Genomic DNA, 14597 nt, shown 5'->3' with positions numbered 1-14597 from the left:
ATTTATACCAAACTTTTCGATTAAAAGATATATATTATGTACATGTTTACAAAATGTTCACTTTTACAATCGGTTTCGCTATGATAGAGAAAGAGGTGAAATCCTATGAGATTAACGATGTATACAGATTACTCGCTCCGCACACTCATGTATTTGGCGCTGCAACCGAAAGATCGGTTGAGCACGATTCAAGATATTGCGGATGCTTACAATATTTCTAAAAATCATTTAATGAAAGTGACTCACCAACTCGGCTTGCTCGGTTATATTGAAACGATTCGAGGACGAGGTGGAGGCATTCGACTTCATATCGACCCGAAAAATATTAATATCGGACAAGTCGTCCGCAAAACGGAAGATGATTTTCATCTCGTTGAATGTTTTTCGGAAAACAATTTATGTGTCGTCTCTCCGCAATGCCGATTAAAAGGGATGCTTGGCCAAGCGCTACAAGCTTTCATTCAAGTGCTCGACCAATATACGTTACAAGATGTCATCGAAAACGAAGACATGTTGAAACCACTATTAAACGATGAATCGAATTGATTCGTCGTTTTTTCTATTTTCAAACAATTCAATGTATGGTACACTTGACATAATGTAAAGTTGACTTAACTTTTATGAGGAGGCAACGAAGTGGATAATCGAGTGAAACAATTGAGGGCATTGCACAATATGACGCAACAACAACTCGCCGATCGCATTCATGTGACACGCCAAACGATCGTCGCTTTAGAAAAAGGTTCTTACATCCCTTCCCTTTTACTCGCCATGAATATTGCGGAACTATTTGAACTACCGATTGAACAAATCTTTTTTAAAAAGGAGAGCTCTTTATGACGAGACAAACTGTTTTTCGTTTGCGCATTTTTATCCTGTTGATCATCCCCTTTTTTGCGATTGCGGTCTATGAAGGAGTGAACGGTTCATTCTACGGAAAAATCGCTACGTATACGTTCACCTTGCTCTTTTGGGGAATCCATCTATTCATTAAAAAATATTGGCTTCAACCTGTCGATTTACGACCGAGCTTGCAGTTATTTTTCTTTCCAGAACTGTTAGCGTGTGACGAACGAGAACGACAACTGACGGAACGAGCAGGAATGTACGCGATGCAAGTGACGACGCTCTATATTTTGTTCGCACTTATACTCACGCCACTTCTTCCGATGAATGGCATTTTATTCACATTCGGATTATTGCCTTTTTTAACAGGCTTGACGTATCAACTCACTTTTTCTCATATGGAGCATGCTGATGAAACAGTCGTATAGCGTATTAAAAATGTCGAAACGACACCCGACGGACCGAACTTCTCATACGTATGAACACAGCATCATCATCGGTAATTTTTCAGGACACTCCTATGAGGATATTTTTCATAAAATAGCAAAAACTTTGCGAGAGGAGGCATATTTTAATCAATTCGGGGAAAAGGTACAGTGGAAAATTGTTGCATTACTCGATATTTTTGAAGGTTTCGACTTGCAGGAAATCCCTCTCTATACTGAAGTGTATAGCCGTTACTTTCCTTTTAAAGAGGCTGTTTCTATTGACACGGTTTGTCAATTATATTTTAGTGATCTCGTACTCTATCAACAAAAAGGATGATGACAATGAAACGAATCGCCGTTTACTGTGGTTCTCGCGACGGAGCGAAGCCAGTTTTCAAGCGAGCCGCACGAGAATTGGACTACAATTAACGAAAGCTCTAGTGAAATATTGATTGAACGCATGAAAGAGAGGATTGTATGACAGAACAAGACATTATCGAACGTTTTACGACGAGTGAATATTGGAATTTTTTCGGATTTGAATACGTCAGTTGTACACCAGAAGAAGCGGTTATTCGCCTTCCGTACCGCCAACAACTGAACAATACACAACAAACGGTACACGGTGGCGTTTACATGTCGATTATGGACACGGCGATGGGTATGCTCGTCTTAGCGCGCGGTGCGAATGATGCGACGACGATTCAAATGACGACGAACTTTTTGAAACCCGCGATTGAAGAAACGGTGATTGCAAAAGCGAGCATTCTAGAAGAAATGCGCAGTACGTCACTCGTTCAAGGAAGATTGTACAATGAAGCGGGCGATGTACTCGCCTATTATACGGCGACTTTTCGCACAAAAAAATAACAGCGTATGTCGCTGTTATTTTTGTTTGTTCGTCGGATTGCCATTCGTCCAAAAATAAAAACAGATGAACGCGACAATCGGAGCACTCGTTGCGATGAGCATCGTCGCAGGTGAACGCAACATCATAAAGATGAGCACGATCCCTAACGCTCCACCGAATACGATTAAAAACTTTAATATGTTCGACATGTCGCACGCTACCTTTCTAAACACAGTTCATTCGTTAAACGGTTGTAAGACGTACCGACCCAACCATCCGCGAACAATTGCCTTTGCGTTTCTGCATCTTCTTTTACGACTGTACATCGTTCTGAAAAAGTGAGCGGCGTTCGGTCGCGGCGAAATACGTAGCGCCAATGATCACCATAAACACGTTCTAACGCATACATATGAAACCCGAGATGGAATTTATCGACAAGACTCGGGATGTTGTCAGGTGCGACAGTCGCGGCGATATGTTCCGCTTCACAAAGTGGCATAATTCGTTCGCCTAAACGCTTCTGCAAACCAAAACCGCGCGCGTCGGGATGAACGATCGTAATTTCACTATAATACACATACTGCCAAACTTCTTCAGGCAAGCGGATGTATTGACCGAGATGCGTATCGTCAACGTCTGGATGCAATAAAGCGCGAAAAGCGACGAGATTGTCTTCTGCAAACGCCCCTAAAATCAGGCCGCGCCCTTCATCTAACATAAAGCGATACTCCGCTTCACTTAATGGTTGCAATTGCCCTTCTCGCTCTACGACGCGCAATGCTTCTTCTTGAATGTGTAAAATCGTGCGTATATTTTTGCTCGTAAGCAGTCGAAACTCCATCATCATGCCCCCGTCCAACAAGCGTCTTCTGGTGCATCGCTTTCACACTTCACACAGTAGATCGGTCGCTCTGTCCCACGATGTGGGTAGCCGCAATCTTCGCATAAAAACACTTGCTCTTCTTGTTCTGTCTGTTCACGTTGTTCCATATTGATCGCTCCTTTCCTACAATCGTACCATGAAAAGAAAAGAGAAGAATTGAACCTCTCGTTACTAAAGTAACGAGATTCCTACGAACAGGTGTCTATCGACTCCTTTTTTAGTAGGCTCAACCCGTAGTTCCTACGGTGACGTGTGTACAAAGTTCTTTTATAGTATATTTCATTTGCTTAGTTTTCGCTTAGTAGAAATATAGGATTGCACCTACGTTAAAGATTTTACGTGATAGACGAATTTCCTATCACAACTCCATATCTTTAGTTTTCAAAAAATGTTAAGTATAGTATACCAACCAAACATACGTTTGACAACAAAAAGGTGATTCATCCCATCACTAAAGTGACGGGTGTTCTCACCTAAACTATAAAAAAACATCTCCCACCTATTTTCGTAGGTGGGAGATGTTGAATTCGCAAATATTATAATTTTACAACGTTTGCTGCTTGTAATCCGCGCTCGCCTTCAACAACTTCGAATTCAACCTCTTGGTCGTCTTCTAAAGTTTTGAATCCGTCGCCTTGGATTGCTGAGAAGTGTACGAATACGTCGTCTTCGCCTTCAACTGCGATAAATCCGAAACCTTTTTCTGAGTTAAACCATTTTACTTTACCTTGTTTCATGTGAACAAACCTCCAAAATTTTACTAATAAATACATGAACTTGTCGCAAAAAAGAAAAATTCACATATTACAAAAAGTACCGCTAAAGCCGATCACTTTTTGTAATATGTGAATACGTCAATTTCGGTGAAGATGTATCAAGTTCCTGTCTTTACTACCTTTAATATACCATAACAGATTAAATTGTCAAACTATTTACCGAATGATTTGAATATTAACATTCCTTTACAATCGGTTTACCTTCATGCATTAAAATGAAACCGTGAAAAAGCTGTAAGTCATCGTCGCAGTGGTCACAGAAGCACTGTTCTTCTTTCGTCCAAAACGCTGCGAAACATCCTTTTCTCACTTCAAAAAACTCATGTTTTTGTCGCCATTCTTCGATAATCTCTTGAAATCGTGCAGTCGCTTCTTCTAAAGAACGATACGCCTGCTTTGATTCCACCCAGTCTTCCCAATCTTCAAACATCCACCACGGCTCATAGTCCGCTTTCATATAGATGATTTCAAACAATCGTACCGTCTCCTTTCTACCTCATTTACCAATAGTTTAGCATATTTTAAAATATCGTGTGTTTTTCGTGCTTATCGCAATGCGAAAAGCCGATTTTTTCAATCGTTTCATGTATAATACGTAGTAACAATGGAACCTTTTAGCCCTCTCTTACGTAGTAGAGTTAGAAGTTTTCTAGAGGAGGCCATTATGATGAACCGAATTAAAAATTTTTTCGTACGGCATTTGCTCGCCTTACCGATTAGTTTAACCGCTTGGTTTTATTTATTACTCAATACGAGCGTCGGCTTTTTCGGTGCGACAGGGGCGATGATCGGAGCTTATGCGGGAACGTTATTCGTTTCGAAACAAGTTCAAATTTCACGTACGGCGAAGCGATTCGGCCTTTCTCGTGGAGAATACCGCGCCATCGTCGACCAGCTCGACCAAGCGCGTGCGAAATTGCGTGAGTTAAATACGAGCTACGCGCAAGTGCGCAATGTCCATTCATTTCGACAGCTCCATGAGTTAAACCAACTCGCCAAACGCATCATTCAAATTGTAGAAAAAAATCCGCGCAAGTTTTATCATGTCGACAGTTTCTTCTACGCTCATTTAGAATCTGCTGTCGATATTACGTCTAAATATACGATGCTTTCGAACCAACCGTTGCAAGATTCTGAAATTAAACATGCACTCATTACGACGAAAGAAAAATTGACGACGGTGAAAGAATTGCTCGAATCAGATTTAAAACGTGCGGTCGCGACCGATGTCGAGAAGCTGAAAATCGAACTCGATTACATCGACGTCGCACACCAACAACACTTACCGAAACCGCCTGAGGAGGATGCAAAATGACAAATCAAAACGAACCAAAATCATTAGATGACTTATTAGAAAATCCATTTGAACTCGACCCACAACCAGCACAACCACATGTGCCTGAAGTGATCGAAGAACGTCCGACGACGATGCTCGAACGCTTAAATGAAGAAGAACAGAAAAAAGCGCAACAAATTGCAGCACAAATTCCGGTCGGCAATAACGAAGCGATCATCACGTACGGAGCGAATGCTCAAAATGAATTGACGCGCTTCTCTAACTCGATGCTCAATCACGTCCAAGCGAATGATATCGGGCCAATCGGCGACGTGTTAAACGAATTAATGGGCAAATTATCAACGCTCGACCCAGAAGAATTAGCCCCACAGAAAAAAGGATTTTTTGGCAAAATGTTCAGCAAAGCAAAAGGCTCCATTAACGAAATGATGTCAAAGTATCAAAAACTCGGCACACAAATCGATAAAATTAGCGTGCAGTTAGAACATAATAAAGCTGGACTATTGAAAGATGTTCAAAACTTAGATCAACTGTATGAACAAAATAAATCATACTTCCAAGCGCTCAACATTTACATCGCGGCAGCGGAATTAAAACGCGATGAAATTATGAACGAAGTCATTCCACAACTCCGCGCCAAAGCGGAAGCGTCACAAGACCAAATGGACGTTCAAGAGATGAACGACATGCTTCAATACGTCGACCGTCTCGAAAAACGTTTGCACGATTTGCAACTGTCTCGTCAAATTACAATTCAAAGTGCGCCACAAATTCGCATGATTCAACAGACGAACCAAACGCTTGCTGAGAAAATTCAATCTTCTATTATGACGGCGATTCCGCTTTGGAAAAACCAAATTGCGATCGCGCTCACGTTGAATCGTCAACAACAAGCGGTTGAATCTCAAAAACTCGTCACGAAAACGACGAACGACTTACTGTTGAAAAACTCTGAAATGTTGAAACAAAATACGATTGAAACTGCGCGTGAAAACGAACGTGGTTTAGTCGAAATTGAAACATTGAAACAGACGCAAGAAAACTTAATTACGACGATTGAAGAAACGCTTACGATCCAGCAAGAAGGTCGCGCGAAACGTCAAGAAGTCGAAATTGAAATCGCGCGTATGGAAGGCGAATTAAAACAACGTCTTTTAAACGTTTACGAACAGAGCGAACAGCGCCCATAGTGTCCATGCCAACCCTTACCTTCTACGGTGAGGGTTTTTTTGTTACGCAACTGTAATGTATAAAAGAGCAAAACAGAGGGTAACTAAGAAGTAATCAGTTTATAAAGGGTGATTTTCATGACGACAAAACGTTACGCCTATATCGACAACGCGAAAGTATTATTCATTTTTCTCGTCGTCTTCGGGCATTTAATTCAACCATTCACATCAAAAACGACAGGCATCTCCGCAATTTATACATGGATTTATACATTTCATATGCCTGCTTTTATTTTATATTATCGGGCGTAAAACCCCTATGCCTTTAGGCTAGGGGATGTAAGCCCTGACTACCTTATGTTTGAATGTACTGTTGAATAGTCTCTTTGCTAGCATTTCCAATGCTACATGAGAAGTATCCATCACTCCAAAAGGTTTGCTCCTTCCAGAAATGTTGAGAAACGTATTTCATCACTTATTCAAGCCTTTTCGTATTAACTCATATACAGCACCAGAAAAACTTGAGATATAATTTTCTTTTTGGTACTTTTCGATTTCTACTACTAAATCTATTGGAAACTTAATCAATTTGGCTACACGTTTCATCGGCCTCACCCCTTTTTAAAATGTATGCTTGACATACACTGTATGTCCGAAATATATTTAGTATATGCTATGAAGGAGGTGAAAAGCAATGCTTATTCACAAAGCGTATAAATTTCGTATTTACCCTAACAAAAACCAAGAAGTTTTAATTGCTAAAACAATCGGTTGCTCTCGTTTTGTGTTTAATCATTTTTTAGCTAAATGGCAAAATGCATACGAAGAAACAGGTAAAGGGTTAACCTATACGACTTGTTCTTCCCAATTAACACAATTAAAGAAAGAATTGGAATGGCTAAAAGAAGTAGACAGTATCGCTTTACAATCTTCTCTTAAAAATCTTGCGGACGCATATAGTAGATTTTTTAAGAAACAAAATAAAGCGCCACGATTTAAGTCTAAGAAGAATAGGGTACAATCTTATGTTACAAAACATACAAATGGGAACATCGCTGTTGTAGGGAATAAGATTAAATTACCGAAACTAGGCTTAGTAAAGTTCGCTAAAAGTCGTGAGGTAGAAGGACGTATTTTAAACGCTACAATCAGACGTAACCCTAGTGGCAAATACTTCGTATCTATACTTGCGGAAACCCAAGTAGAAAAACTACCAAAAACGAATTCTTCCGTAGGTGTAGATGTTGGTCTGAAAGACTTTGCGATTCTTTCGAACGGTGAAGTATTTAGTAATCCTAAATGGTTTCGTAAGTTAGAAGAAAAATTAGCAAAAGAACAGCGTATTCTATCAAGAAGGCGGCAATTAGCAATAAAACGAAAATGTCAATTAAGCGAAGCTAAAAACTATCAAAAACAAAGACGGAAAGTCGCAAGAATACATGAGAAGATTGTCAATGCACGAACGGATTACTTGCAAAAAATCTCTACTGAAATCATCAAAAACCACGATGTGATCGGAATAGAAGATTTGCAAGTATCAAATATGTTAAAGAACCGCAAACGATCTAAAGCCATTAGTGAGGTTTCATGGTATCAATTTAGAACGATGTTGGAATATAAAGCGAAATGGTATGGCAAACAAGTTGTTACGGTATCTAAAACGTTTGCCAGCTCTCAATTGTGTTCAAATTGCGGACACCAAAACAAAGACGTTAAAAACCTCAATCTTCGTGAATGGGATTGCCCATCTTGTGGAACACATCACGATCGAGATATTAACGCAAGTATTAATCTCAAAAAAGAAGCCGAAAGACTTCTAACCGTAGGGACTACGGGGATCGCCTACTAAATATCTGTTCGATAGAACGGAGTTCGTAGGAATCCACGACGGCTTTAGCCTAGTGGTAGTTCAATATCGGGATTTTTTGCAAAAGGAATGCATTCATTGCGCGACGTATGGAAATTAGTCAAACAATTGATCGTCCCTTATCTCATTTTCCAAATCGCCTACACTGGCTACTATTTTTGGATTGGGAAAAATAACTGGACGACTGACAATATGTTCGTGCCACACTGGTCGCTCTGGTTTTTACTTAGCTTATTCAGCTGGCATTTACTATTGACCGTATTCCGCCGCTTCCCAGCTTATGTCGGTTTACCGATCGCGGTCGTCATCGGACTCGTCGTCGGATACAATGCCGATATCGGACATGCGTTCAGTTTATCTCGCACATTCGTCTTTTTCCCGTTCTTTTTAGCTGGGTATTTTTTAACGAAAGAACATTTAGAAAAGCTGCAACGCCCTGCTGTAGGTTTCGGAGCAGTGCTCATATTGATCGCTTCTTTCCTCTTCGTCTATTACGGACTAGATATTGACACAGGCTGGTTACTTGCGTCAAAGTCGTATGAAACGCTCGGAGTTTCGGAAACTGGCGCGTTATGGCGACTCGTCGTGTACAGTGTCGCGACGATTATGACCGCTAGCGTCCTCGCACTCATTCCAACACGTGAATGGCGCGGAACGGTACTCGGGGAGCGAACGTTGTACGTCTATTTATTGCATGGGTTTTTCATTCAATATGCACGCGCAAACGACTTCTTCACAGTCGATGCGACGATTGACTTATTCGCCCTTGCACTCATTGCCGCCGCACTCGTTCTCGCATTATCGAGCCAACCGGTCCGCATGTTGACACAACCCGTTATCGAGTTGCGAACGACTTTATGGAAACAACATGAAGCGAAATAAAAATATCCTACCTCAAGCGCGCATCGCGTGAGGTAGGATGTTTAACGTTCTTTTTGTGAAATAAAGTAAATATTTTTATGTTCTAATTCCGATAATAAGCCGTCATGATAATTTGGATTCACAACATACCACCATTGCGCTTCGAAATGTTCTTTTAAAATGGCAGGGTATACCGGTTTCCATAACGATACACTCGGTTATTTATTCCCAATTTTATTCATTACGATCGCTTGTGGTGCCGTATCAGGATTCCACTCGCTCGTTTCTTCTGGAACGACGGCAAAGCAGCTCGACAATGAGAAAAATGGACGCTTTATCACATATGGCGACATGTTAATTGAAGGGTTTTTAGCAGTCATTGCGATCGGTTCTATCGCATTTTTAACGCAGTCAGAATTCGTCTACCGTTTGAACGAACTTGGAGGGCCGATCCCGATTTTCTCAGCAGGTCTCGGTTATTTAACGGATTTCCGAAAGAAGTCTCCCATCCTCAAGGAGTGTGAAGGTGCGAATAGCACCAATGAGTAGGTGGGAGATGAATTTCGGTTGGCTTTAGCCAAAGAATTTGGTAAAATATAGACATAATGTTCTTTGACAACTGGATATATGGAGTTGCATACGGAAATAAGAGCGAAAACCAAGCCCCTCGTATGCGTAAAATATCCAAGGTACTAAAAACATTGCGTATCAGTAGGGTTGGAATGCCCCGAATTCACGCTCGTGGAGAACACATAAGACTTGCTTGCAAGCTATGTTCGTGGAAGCGAGAAGCCCCCACTTCAAGTAGACCGTAAGGTTAACTAAGTGGTGGGTAGTTCACTGAGTTCATTCGGTTTACCTGAAGCTGTCGGAACGACATTCGTCGCTTTAACCGCTTCTGCTTTCTTAATGACGACATTAGACTCTGCAACACGTCTCGGAAAATATGCGGTACAAGAATTCGCTGATGGCAAATCACGCCTCTTCTCGAATCACCATATCGCAACATTAACGATCGTCGCAGGAGCGGCGGCACTCTCTTTATCAGGTACGTGGAACAAAGTGTGGCCACTTTTCGGGTCAGCGAACCAAATGCTCGGAGCAGTCGCGCTTCTTGCGGTGAGCGCATGGCTCGTCAGCAAAGGTGTCAATGCATGGTTTACGATTTTGCCGATGATTTTCATGTTTATCATTACATTATCGGCTCTCGGTGTGCTCGTTTATGAAAACTTATTCCTCGGCGACAAACCGAACTATTTCTTAGCGATCGCAGCCTTTTTACTTCTCGTTCTCTGCGTGTTCTTAATGATTGAAGCGTGGAATGCGATGGTAAAAAAGAAAAATAAAGATGCAGCAGTAGAGGCTTAACAAAAATAAGGATGGATTCGTCATAAAGACGACTCCATCCTTTTTGTTATTCGTAAATGAGTGCCTCGTATAAATCACGATATTTCACATTCAACCCGTTTGTAGAAGTCGGATTTTTTTCATATACACTATCAAATCCGTACATATGTTGTAAATCGAATCCAATCGTTGGACGTTCAAACAATTGTACGTCTTTATAACGATTCGTCTTCGCTCCGATGCGATAGTGCGGGGTATCGATCACTACCGCAATCCGATTTTCAATCGCACGCAATTTCGCCAAACTGATCGCATCTTCGTAAGAAAGCGACGCATCACAAAAGTAAATGAACAGTTCGTGATCTCCTGTAAAACGAGGCTCTTCAAAAACGTACGCACGGTCTTTCAAATGCTCTTCACCGCCGACATGTACATGTACTGTCCCTTCTTCCACATTCATACGAAACGATTGTTCACTTGTCGCTTCCACCGCTCGATTCGGAATCGCTTGCCCCTCTTTCAAATGAATATGTGCTCCTTGTTCTCCGACAGTGAATGCCGTATACACTTTATCACTGTAATAGTGTGGCGTTTCTTCCATCTCTTTCGTACTGTCTAAATCAAAAATTGAAAAAGCGTGCGTACTTTTTCCAGCACTGCTACTTTTTATCGGAGCAATGCGTTTTCCGTCTCGGTACATGAGACGCTCTGACGCTTGACGCATCGATGTTCGATTGCCCATCGTACATAAAACAGGTCCTGACAACTCCACTGAACGACCTTTTAAAATCGCTCCCCATTTTGACATTTTCACATTGCCACCAGTCAAATTAATGTAAATGTCCATCCCTTCTTGAGCGAAACGTTCCATAATGAGCGGATAATACATATCGTGACAAATCGAAAATTGAATATGTTTCCCTTTTAAATAAACAGGAGCGTAAATCGTCGCGATATTTTCTTCGCTCAACGCTTCTTCAAACATCACCCGATGCGCTGTCGCATGTTTAATATAGAAAGAAAAATTCGTTTCATATTGGGCTTCGTCTGCATTCGGATTGTAATAGTACGCTTCTTCCGTTCCGAGATCGAGTGAATAACCGACGATGACGGCCGTTTGAAACTTATCGCCTAACGCCCGCACAGCATCCCACGGACTTAATTTTTCATGTTCGATATATTCGTACGCTTCTGGAAAAACGATTAAATCAACGGCTGGTTGTTTCGCTAAAAAATGTTGTAATTTCTCTTCTAATTCATCTAATGAGTACGTGTAGTTATCACCGTATGGTTGAACGAGTGCCACTTTCATCGTTCCCTCTCCCCTTTCAAACGCTGCGTAGGTAGGAAATAAGTGTTTTGTAAGCCGAAATGTGTTTGGTACGTTTCCACTGCGTTGCGGAAGCTTTCATCTGCTACGATCCATCCGAATTGATGTAAACGTCCTGCGTTCATTAATCCCCCAATGGCATGTTTGTTTTGTCCAGTTTCGAATTCAATTCCTAATAGCGGATAATAAATGGATGTCACGTTCGGATATTTCAAAAGATGCGCTAATCTCGGATACAACGTTACATCCGGTCCTAAATTTTCCGCAAGTTGTCGCAAAAATTGTACGAAGCCTCCTTCTATTTCAAATCCTGCTGACCAGTCAATTTTGGAGCAATAATAATAACTCGTCACCCCTCTCAACGGACGACGCTCTAATGGGGACGGTTCGTACGTGTATTCTTTCGGACGTTTGGTTTTCTGTTCATAATGAATTTTGTAATAATCCGACGTGTAATCTTGATGGAGCGCTAATTTCGTTTTTGCTAATAAAGGATATAAACGCTTTGCGATTTGGAGTGACTGTTTTTCTCCTCCAGACCCTTTCAAACGCGCGGCTCTTTCAGGTGCTAAAACGATGGTCGTCTCTTCTAAATGTTCCAACGTATGTAACATCGACGCATCTAAAAAGAACAATTCATAATTTCCGAAAAGCTCTTGCATCGTGCGGACAATTTTCACCCCTCTGCGATACGTATCCCGCTCCGTCGTCGCCTGTTCGTTCGCGACGACGATAAAACGATATTGCGTCGGTGCCATTAATAAATTTCCGACATTGCCGACTTGGTTTTTCGAAGATGTCGTCGAACCTTCTATTTCAAAAGCTGCGAAAGGTAACCACCGTTCGTCCAATAACATAACACCTGGTAAATGAGCTACGTTTAATTTTTGAACGTCAAGCAACCAAACAACATCATAGCGTGGCGTATATCCTTGTTGTCGTTCAAATGTAAATTCTTCCTGCGCTCGAAACCCTAATGTTTCACCAATTGTAATGAGTTGTTGTTGAATGTCTTTCGTCGTATTTTTTGCCATTGAATTCCACTCCTTCCGACTCATTGATCGTACTACAAACTAACGACATAAAGGTGTACATTTCGATTTTTAAATGCGTTAATAATTCATTTAAAATAAAAAAACGAAGGAGACGAATATCGCCCTCCTTCGTTTATACTGTCGCTTTCCGCCCTTGTAAAAACATATACGTCATCGCGCTTAAAATAATAATGTATCCGATGATGCTGTAAATGTCTGGCCCTTGCCCGAAAATCATAAAGCTCATGATCGTCGTAAAGAGCACCGTCGAATAAGAAAATATCGAAATGTCACGAGCCGGTGCGTATTTATACGCGAGCGTAATGCCGAACTGGCCGACTGTCGCAAACACACCTGCTAGCAATAAGTAGACGAGTTGCTGCGTTGTCATCGGCTCATAAAAAATGAGTAGGAACGGCAACAATACGACTGTCGAGAAAAATGAAAAGTAAAAGACGACAGTGTAAAACTTCTCCCGATTCCCGAGCACGCGCAACAACGTATACGCCGCCGCTGCGAACACAGCCGATAAGACGCCGACGAGATACGGCATAAAGTCGACGGAAAACGACGGCTTAATGATGAACAACATTCCGATAAACGCGACGACAATCGTCACGATTTGGAATCGTTGTACCGTTTCCTTTAAAAAGATCGCTGAAAAAATAATGACTAAAAACGGACTTAATTTATTTAACATGTCCGCATCGGACAATACTAAATGATCGATCGCATAAAATAAAAAGATAATTCCTAATGTCCCGAAAATAGAACGCCATAGTAAAACGACTTGGTTTTCACGCTTTCCGAACAGTGACTCTTTATGATACATCACGAAGAAAAAAGCGATGATCGCCGAAATTAAATTTCGGAAAAATGTTTTTTGAATCGAAGGTAATTCTCCTGACAATTTCACGAACACCGTCATCGCAGCGAAACCGATCGACGAAATAATCATCAGTAAAATCCCTTTCATAATATTGTTCACAAAAATCCTCCCATACATTTCTATTCCTATCGCGTTGTTTAATATAACATATTCTCCACTCTTGCGATGTTCTCACGCTTTTATTTGCCATACTCAATTTACATAGATTAAGTTTATGTGAGATGATAAGTAGTAATTAAATTAGAAAGGAGGCAGATATTATGTTATCGAATGCAATACGTACGATTTGGTTTCAACCGCGCGCAACGATTCGTCGCTTGCTCGATGAGACACCTTTAAGAACTGCTCTCATTCTTATTATGCTCAGTTCTATCATCGGCGCATTTTTCAACTTCGCCATGCCAGATGAAGATATGCAAAACTTCACCGCTTCTGGATGGATTTGGTTCGTCATTTTAATCGTTACCCCTATTTTTAGTCTTATCGGAGCAGTTGTTAGTGCGGGGCTTTACTTGCTATTCGCCCGCATGATGAAAGGGACAGGATCTTACCGCGACACATTGCGTACGATCGGTTTCGCCGCACTACCTTCCATCATTCCTGGAGCGATTTTAGCGATCGTTATTAGCGTAGTGATGGGAAGTCAATTGTTCCAAAATCCTGATTTCAATACACCGACACAAGATTTATGGCTCAGTCTAAGTTCCTTAATTATGGGTATTTCTTACATTTTGTCTTTCGTCGTTCTCGTTCAAGGGATGCGAGTCGTTCACAATCTCTCTGGATGGCGTGCCTTCTTCACAGTCGTACTACCGTCCATTATTGTCACTGTCATCATCGTCTTTTTTATTTTACTCTTACTCATCCCATTATTTTTCATTATGGCGAGCTAATGATTTACAATTAAAAAATGTATGAAATGGAAATACTTCTTCCTTTCATACATTTTTTCACGCCTGTTGATTAACTAAGTTTTACCAATAAAATGCAATAAAAAAGAGAGATTCCATGTAAAATGTA

21 protein-coding genes and 2 pseudogenes are annotated in these 14597 nt (G+C 41.1%); 13 read left to right on the top strand and 10 right to left on the bottom strand.

Features of this window, described 5'->3' with window-relative positions; genetic code table 11:
• The first annotated feature begins 105 nt into the window (after positions 1 to 105).
• The 5 genes from ACFQ0V_RS09165 to ACFQ0V_RS09145 all read left to right on the top strand — a co-directional run bounded on the left by ACFQ0V_RS09165 (position 106) and on the right by ACFQ0V_RS09145 (position 2144).
• Positions 106 to 546, top strand: coding sequence for an RrF2 family transcriptional regulator (locus tag ACFQ0V_RS09165; protein WP_381012536.1), 441 nt, complete (start codon positions 106 to 108; stop codon positions 544 to 546).
• Positions 547 to 636: 90 nt separating this feature from the next.
• A complete protein-coding gene (locus ACFQ0V_RS09160; protein ID WP_381012534.1) occupies positions 637 to 840 on the top strand; it encodes a helix-turn-helix transcriptional regulator in 204 nt (67 codons plus the stop codon).
• Complete coding sequence (locus ACFQ0V_RS09155) at positions 837 to 1274, top strand: hypothetical protein (RefSeq protein ID WP_381012532.1); 438 nt, start codon at positions 837 to 839, stop codon at positions 1272 to 1274. The genes ACFQ0V_RS09160 and ACFQ0V_RS09155 overlap by 4 nt, the downstream gene beginning before the upstream one ends.
• On the top strand, positions 1258 to 1611 hold the full coding sequence (locus tag ACFQ0V_RS09150) for a hypothetical protein (RefSeq protein WP_381012529.1): 354 nt from the start codon (positions 1258 to 1260) through the stop codon (positions 1609 to 1611). The genes ACFQ0V_RS09155 and ACFQ0V_RS09150 overlap by 17 nt, the downstream gene beginning before the upstream one ends.
• Positions 1612 to 1751: 140 nt before the next feature.
• A complete protein-coding gene (locus ACFQ0V_RS09145) occupies positions 1752 to 2144 on the top strand; it encodes a PaaI family thioesterase (RefSeq protein WP_381012527.1) in 393 nt (130 codons plus the stop codon).
• A 15-nt stretch (positions 2145 to 2159) separates the two neighbouring features.
• Here ACFQ0V_RS09145 and ACFQ0V_RS09140 read toward each other — a convergent pair whose 3' ends face one another.
• The 5 genes from ACFQ0V_RS09140 to ACFQ0V_RS09120 all read right to left on the bottom strand — a co-directional run bounded on the left by ACFQ0V_RS09140 (position 2160) and on the right by ACFQ0V_RS09120 (position 4258).
• Positions 2160 to 2333, bottom strand: coding sequence for a hypothetical protein (locus tag ACFQ0V_RS09140; RefSeq protein WP_381012525.1), 174 nt, complete (start codon positions 2331 to 2333; stop codon positions 2160 to 2162).
• Positions 2334 to 2341: 8 nt separating this feature from the next.
• Positions 2342 to 2965, bottom strand: a complete 624-nt coding sequence (locus tag ACFQ0V_RS09135) for a GNAT family N-acetyltransferase (protein ID WP_381012522.1) — start codon at positions 2963 to 2965, stop codon at positions 2342 to 2344.
• Positions 2966 to 2967: 2 nt separating this feature from the next.
• Entirely contained in the window at positions 2968 to 3114 is a 147-nt protein-coding gene (locus ACFQ0V_RS09130; RefSeq protein WP_381012519.1) for a hypothetical protein, read from the bottom strand.
• A 429-nt stretch (positions 3115 to 3543) separates the two neighbouring features.
• Positions 3544 to 3744: a cold-shock protein gene (locus ACFQ0V_RS09125; RefSeq protein ID WP_194562016.1), complete on the bottom strand. Its 201-nt coding sequence runs from the start codon at positions 3742 to 3744 to the stop codon at positions 3544 to 3546.
• A gap of 214 nt (positions 3745 to 3958) precedes the next feature.
• Positions 3959 to 4258, bottom strand: a complete 300-nt coding sequence (locus tag ACFQ0V_RS09120; protein WP_381012516.1) for a DUF1033 family protein — start codon at positions 4256 to 4258, stop codon at positions 3959 to 3961.
• A gap of 192 nt (positions 4259 to 4450) precedes the next feature.
• On the opposite strand from ACFQ0V_RS09120, the gene ACFQ0V_RS09115 reads away from it, so the two are divergent.
• From ACFQ0V_RS09115 to ACFQ0V_RS09105, 3 genes and pseudogenes are all read left to right on the top strand, one after another.
• Positions 4451 to 5098, top strand: coding sequence for a 5-bromo-4-chloroindolyl phosphate hydrolysis family protein (locus tag ACFQ0V_RS09115; RefSeq protein ID WP_381012514.1), 648 nt, complete (start codon positions 4451 to 4453; stop codon positions 5096 to 5098).
• Positions 5095 to 6270 (top strand): toxic anion resistance protein, encoded by a 1176-nt coding sequence (locus tag ACFQ0V_RS09110; protein ID WP_381012512.1) that lies wholly within the window; start codon positions 5095 to 5097, stop codon positions 6268 to 6270. Before ACFQ0V_RS09115 ends, ACFQ0V_RS09110 begins: the two co-directional genes overlap by 4 nt.
• 117 nt (positions 6271 to 6387) lie before the next feature.
• Positions 6388 to 6546: pseudogene (locus ACFQ0V_RS09105) on the top strand (acyltransferase family protein); the annotation flags it as partial.
• A 58-nt stretch (positions 6547 to 6604) separates the two neighbouring features.
• Here ACFQ0V_RS09105 and ACFQ0V_RS09100 read toward each other — a convergent pair.
• Together ACFQ0V_RS09100 and ACFQ0V_RS09095 are read right to left on the bottom strand one after the other, a co-directional pair.
• Positions 6605 to 6712, bottom strand: a pseudogene (locus ACFQ0V_RS09100) (transposase); the annotation flags it as partial.
• Between the two features lie 8 nt (positions 6713 to 6720).
• The gene (locus ACFQ0V_RS09095; protein ID WP_381008680.1) at positions 6721 to 6855 is read right to left on the bottom strand and encodes a hypothetical protein; all 135 of its coding nucleotides are present in this window, start codon (positions 6853 to 6855) and stop codon (positions 6721 to 6723) included.
• Positions 6856 to 6943: 88 nt separating this feature from the next.
• Here ACFQ0V_RS09095 and tnpB point away from each other — a divergent pair, with 88 nt between their 5' ends.
• The 4 genes from tnpB to ACFQ0V_RS09075 all read left to right on the top strand — a co-directional run bounded on the left by tnpB (position 6944) and on the right by ACFQ0V_RS09075 (position 10345).
• Entirely contained in the window at positions 6944 to 8098 is a 1155-nt protein-coding gene (gene tnpB / locus ACFQ0V_RS09090) for an IS200/IS605 family element RNA-guided endonuclease TnpB (RefSeq protein WP_381012509.1), read from the top strand.
• Between the two features lie 63 nt (positions 8099 to 8161).
• Positions 8162 to 8998 (top strand): acyltransferase family protein, encoded by an 837-nt coding sequence (locus tag ACFQ0V_RS09085; protein ID WP_381012617.1) that lies wholly within the window; start codon positions 8162 to 8164, stop codon positions 8996 to 8998.
• Between the two features lie 159 nt (positions 8999 to 9157).
• On the top strand, positions 9158 to 9526 hold the full coding sequence (locus tag ACFQ0V_RS09080) for a carbon starvation CstA family protein (protein ID WP_381012506.1): 369 nt from the start codon (positions 9158 to 9160) through the stop codon (positions 9524 to 9526).
• Between the two features lie 279 nt (positions 9527 to 9805).
• On the top strand, positions 9806 to 10345 hold the full coding sequence (locus tag ACFQ0V_RS09075) for a carbon starvation CstA family protein (RefSeq protein ID WP_381012503.1): 540 nt from the start codon (positions 9806 to 9808) through the stop codon (positions 10343 to 10345).
• 46 nt (positions 10346 to 10391) lie between these two features.
• Here the strand turns inward: ACFQ0V_RS09075 and ACFQ0V_RS09070 are convergent, their stop codons facing one another.
• The 3 genes from ACFQ0V_RS09070 to ACFQ0V_RS09060 form a co-directional block, all read right to left on the bottom strand.
• Complete coding sequence (locus ACFQ0V_RS09070; RefSeq protein WP_381012500.1) at positions 10392 to 11636, bottom strand: nitrilase-related carbon-nitrogen hydrolase; 1245 nt, start codon at positions 11634 to 11636, stop codon at positions 10392 to 10394.
• Entirely contained in the window at positions 11633 to 12688 is a 1056-nt protein-coding gene (locus ACFQ0V_RS09065; RefSeq protein ID WP_381012497.1) for a hypothetical protein, read from the bottom strand. Before ACFQ0V_RS09065 ends, ACFQ0V_RS09070 begins: the two co-directional genes overlap by 4 nt.
• Before the next feature lie 133 nt (positions 12689 to 12821).
• Positions 12822 to 13676, bottom strand: a complete 855-nt coding sequence (locus ACFQ0V_RS09060; protein ID WP_381012495.1) for a DMT family transporter — start codon at positions 13674 to 13676, stop codon at positions 12822 to 12824.
• 161 nt (positions 13677 to 13837) lie between these two features.
• Between ACFQ0V_RS09060 and ACFQ0V_RS09055 the strand changes: the two genes are divergently transcribed.
• Positions 13838 to 14470, top strand: coding sequence for a Yip1 family protein (locus tag ACFQ0V_RS09055; RefSeq protein ID WP_381012492.1), 633 nt, complete (start codon positions 13838 to 13840; stop codon positions 14468 to 14470).
• The last annotated feature ends 127 nt before the right edge of the window (positions 14471 to 14597 follow it).

It is taken from the genome of Savagea faecisuis (assembly GCF_042675605.1).
GTDB classification, from domain to species: Bacteria; Bacillota; Bacilli; order Bacillales_A; family Planococcaceae; genus Savagea; species Savagea faecisuis.
The sequence above is the reverse complement of the archived record's forward strand: the minus strand, read 5'-3'. Positions and strand labels throughout refer to the sequence as shown.

Coding starts and splice junctions, on each gene's coding strand:
- ACFQ0V_RS09165 (WP_381012536.1), top strand. CDS start 106: ATGAGATTAACGATGTATACAGATTACTCGCTCCGCACACTCATGTAT.
- ACFQ0V_RS09155 (WP_381012532.1), top strand. CDS start 837: ATGACGAGACAAACTGTTTTTCGTTTGCGCATTTTTATCCTGTTGATC.
- ACFQ0V_RS09150 (WP_381012529.1), top strand. CDS start 1,258: ATGAAACAGTCGTATAGCGTATTAAAAATGTCGAAACGACACCCGACG.
- ACFQ0V_RS09145 (WP_381012527.1), top strand. CDS start 1,752: ATGACAGAACAAGACATTATCGAACGTTTTACGACGAGTGAATATTGG.
- ACFQ0V_RS09140 (WP_381012525.1), bottom strand. CDS start 2,333: ATGTCGAACATATTAAAGTTTTTAATCGTATTCGGTGGAGCGTTAGGG.
- ACFQ0V_RS09135 (WP_381012522.1), bottom strand. CDS start 2,965: ATGGAGTTTCGACTGCTTACGAGCAAAAATATACGCACGATTTTACAC.
- ACFQ0V_RS09130 (WP_381012519.1), bottom strand. CDS start 3,114: ATGGAACAACGTGAACAGACAGAACAAGAAGAGCAAGTGTTTTTATGC.
- ACFQ0V_RS09125 (WP_194562016.1), bottom strand. CDS start 3,744: ATGAAACAAGGTAAAGTAAAATGGTTTAACTCAGAAAAAGGTTTCGGA.
- ACFQ0V_RS09115 (WP_381012514.1), top strand. CDS start 4,451: ATGAACCGAATTAAAAATTTTTTCGTACGGCATTTGCTCGCCTTACCG.
- ACFQ0V_RS09110 (WP_381012512.1), top strand. CDS start 5,095: ATGACAAATCAAAACGAACCAAAATCATTAGATGACTTATTAGAAAAT.
- ACFQ0V_RS09095 (WP_381008680.1), bottom strand. CDS start 6,855: ATGAAACGTGTAGCCAAATTGATTAAGTTTCCAATAGATTTAGTAGTA.
- tnpB (WP_381012509.1), top strand. CDS start 6,944: ATGCTTATTCACAAAGCGTATAAATTTCGTATTTACCCTAACAAAAAC.
- ACFQ0V_RS09080 (WP_381012506.1), top strand. CDS start 9,158: ATGGCAGGGTATACCGGTTTCCATAACGATACACTCGGTTATTTATTC.
- ACFQ0V_RS09070 (WP_381012500.1), bottom strand. CDS start 11,636: ATGAAAGTGGCACTCGTTCAACCATACGGTGATAACTACACGTACTCA.
- ACFQ0V_RS09065 (WP_381012497.1), bottom strand. CDS start 12,688: ATGGCAAAAAATACGACGAAAGACATTCAACAACAACTCATTACAATT.
- ACFQ0V_RS09055 (WP_381012492.1), top strand. CDS start 13,838: ATGTTATCGAATGCAATACGTACGATTTGGTTTCAACCGCGCGCAACG.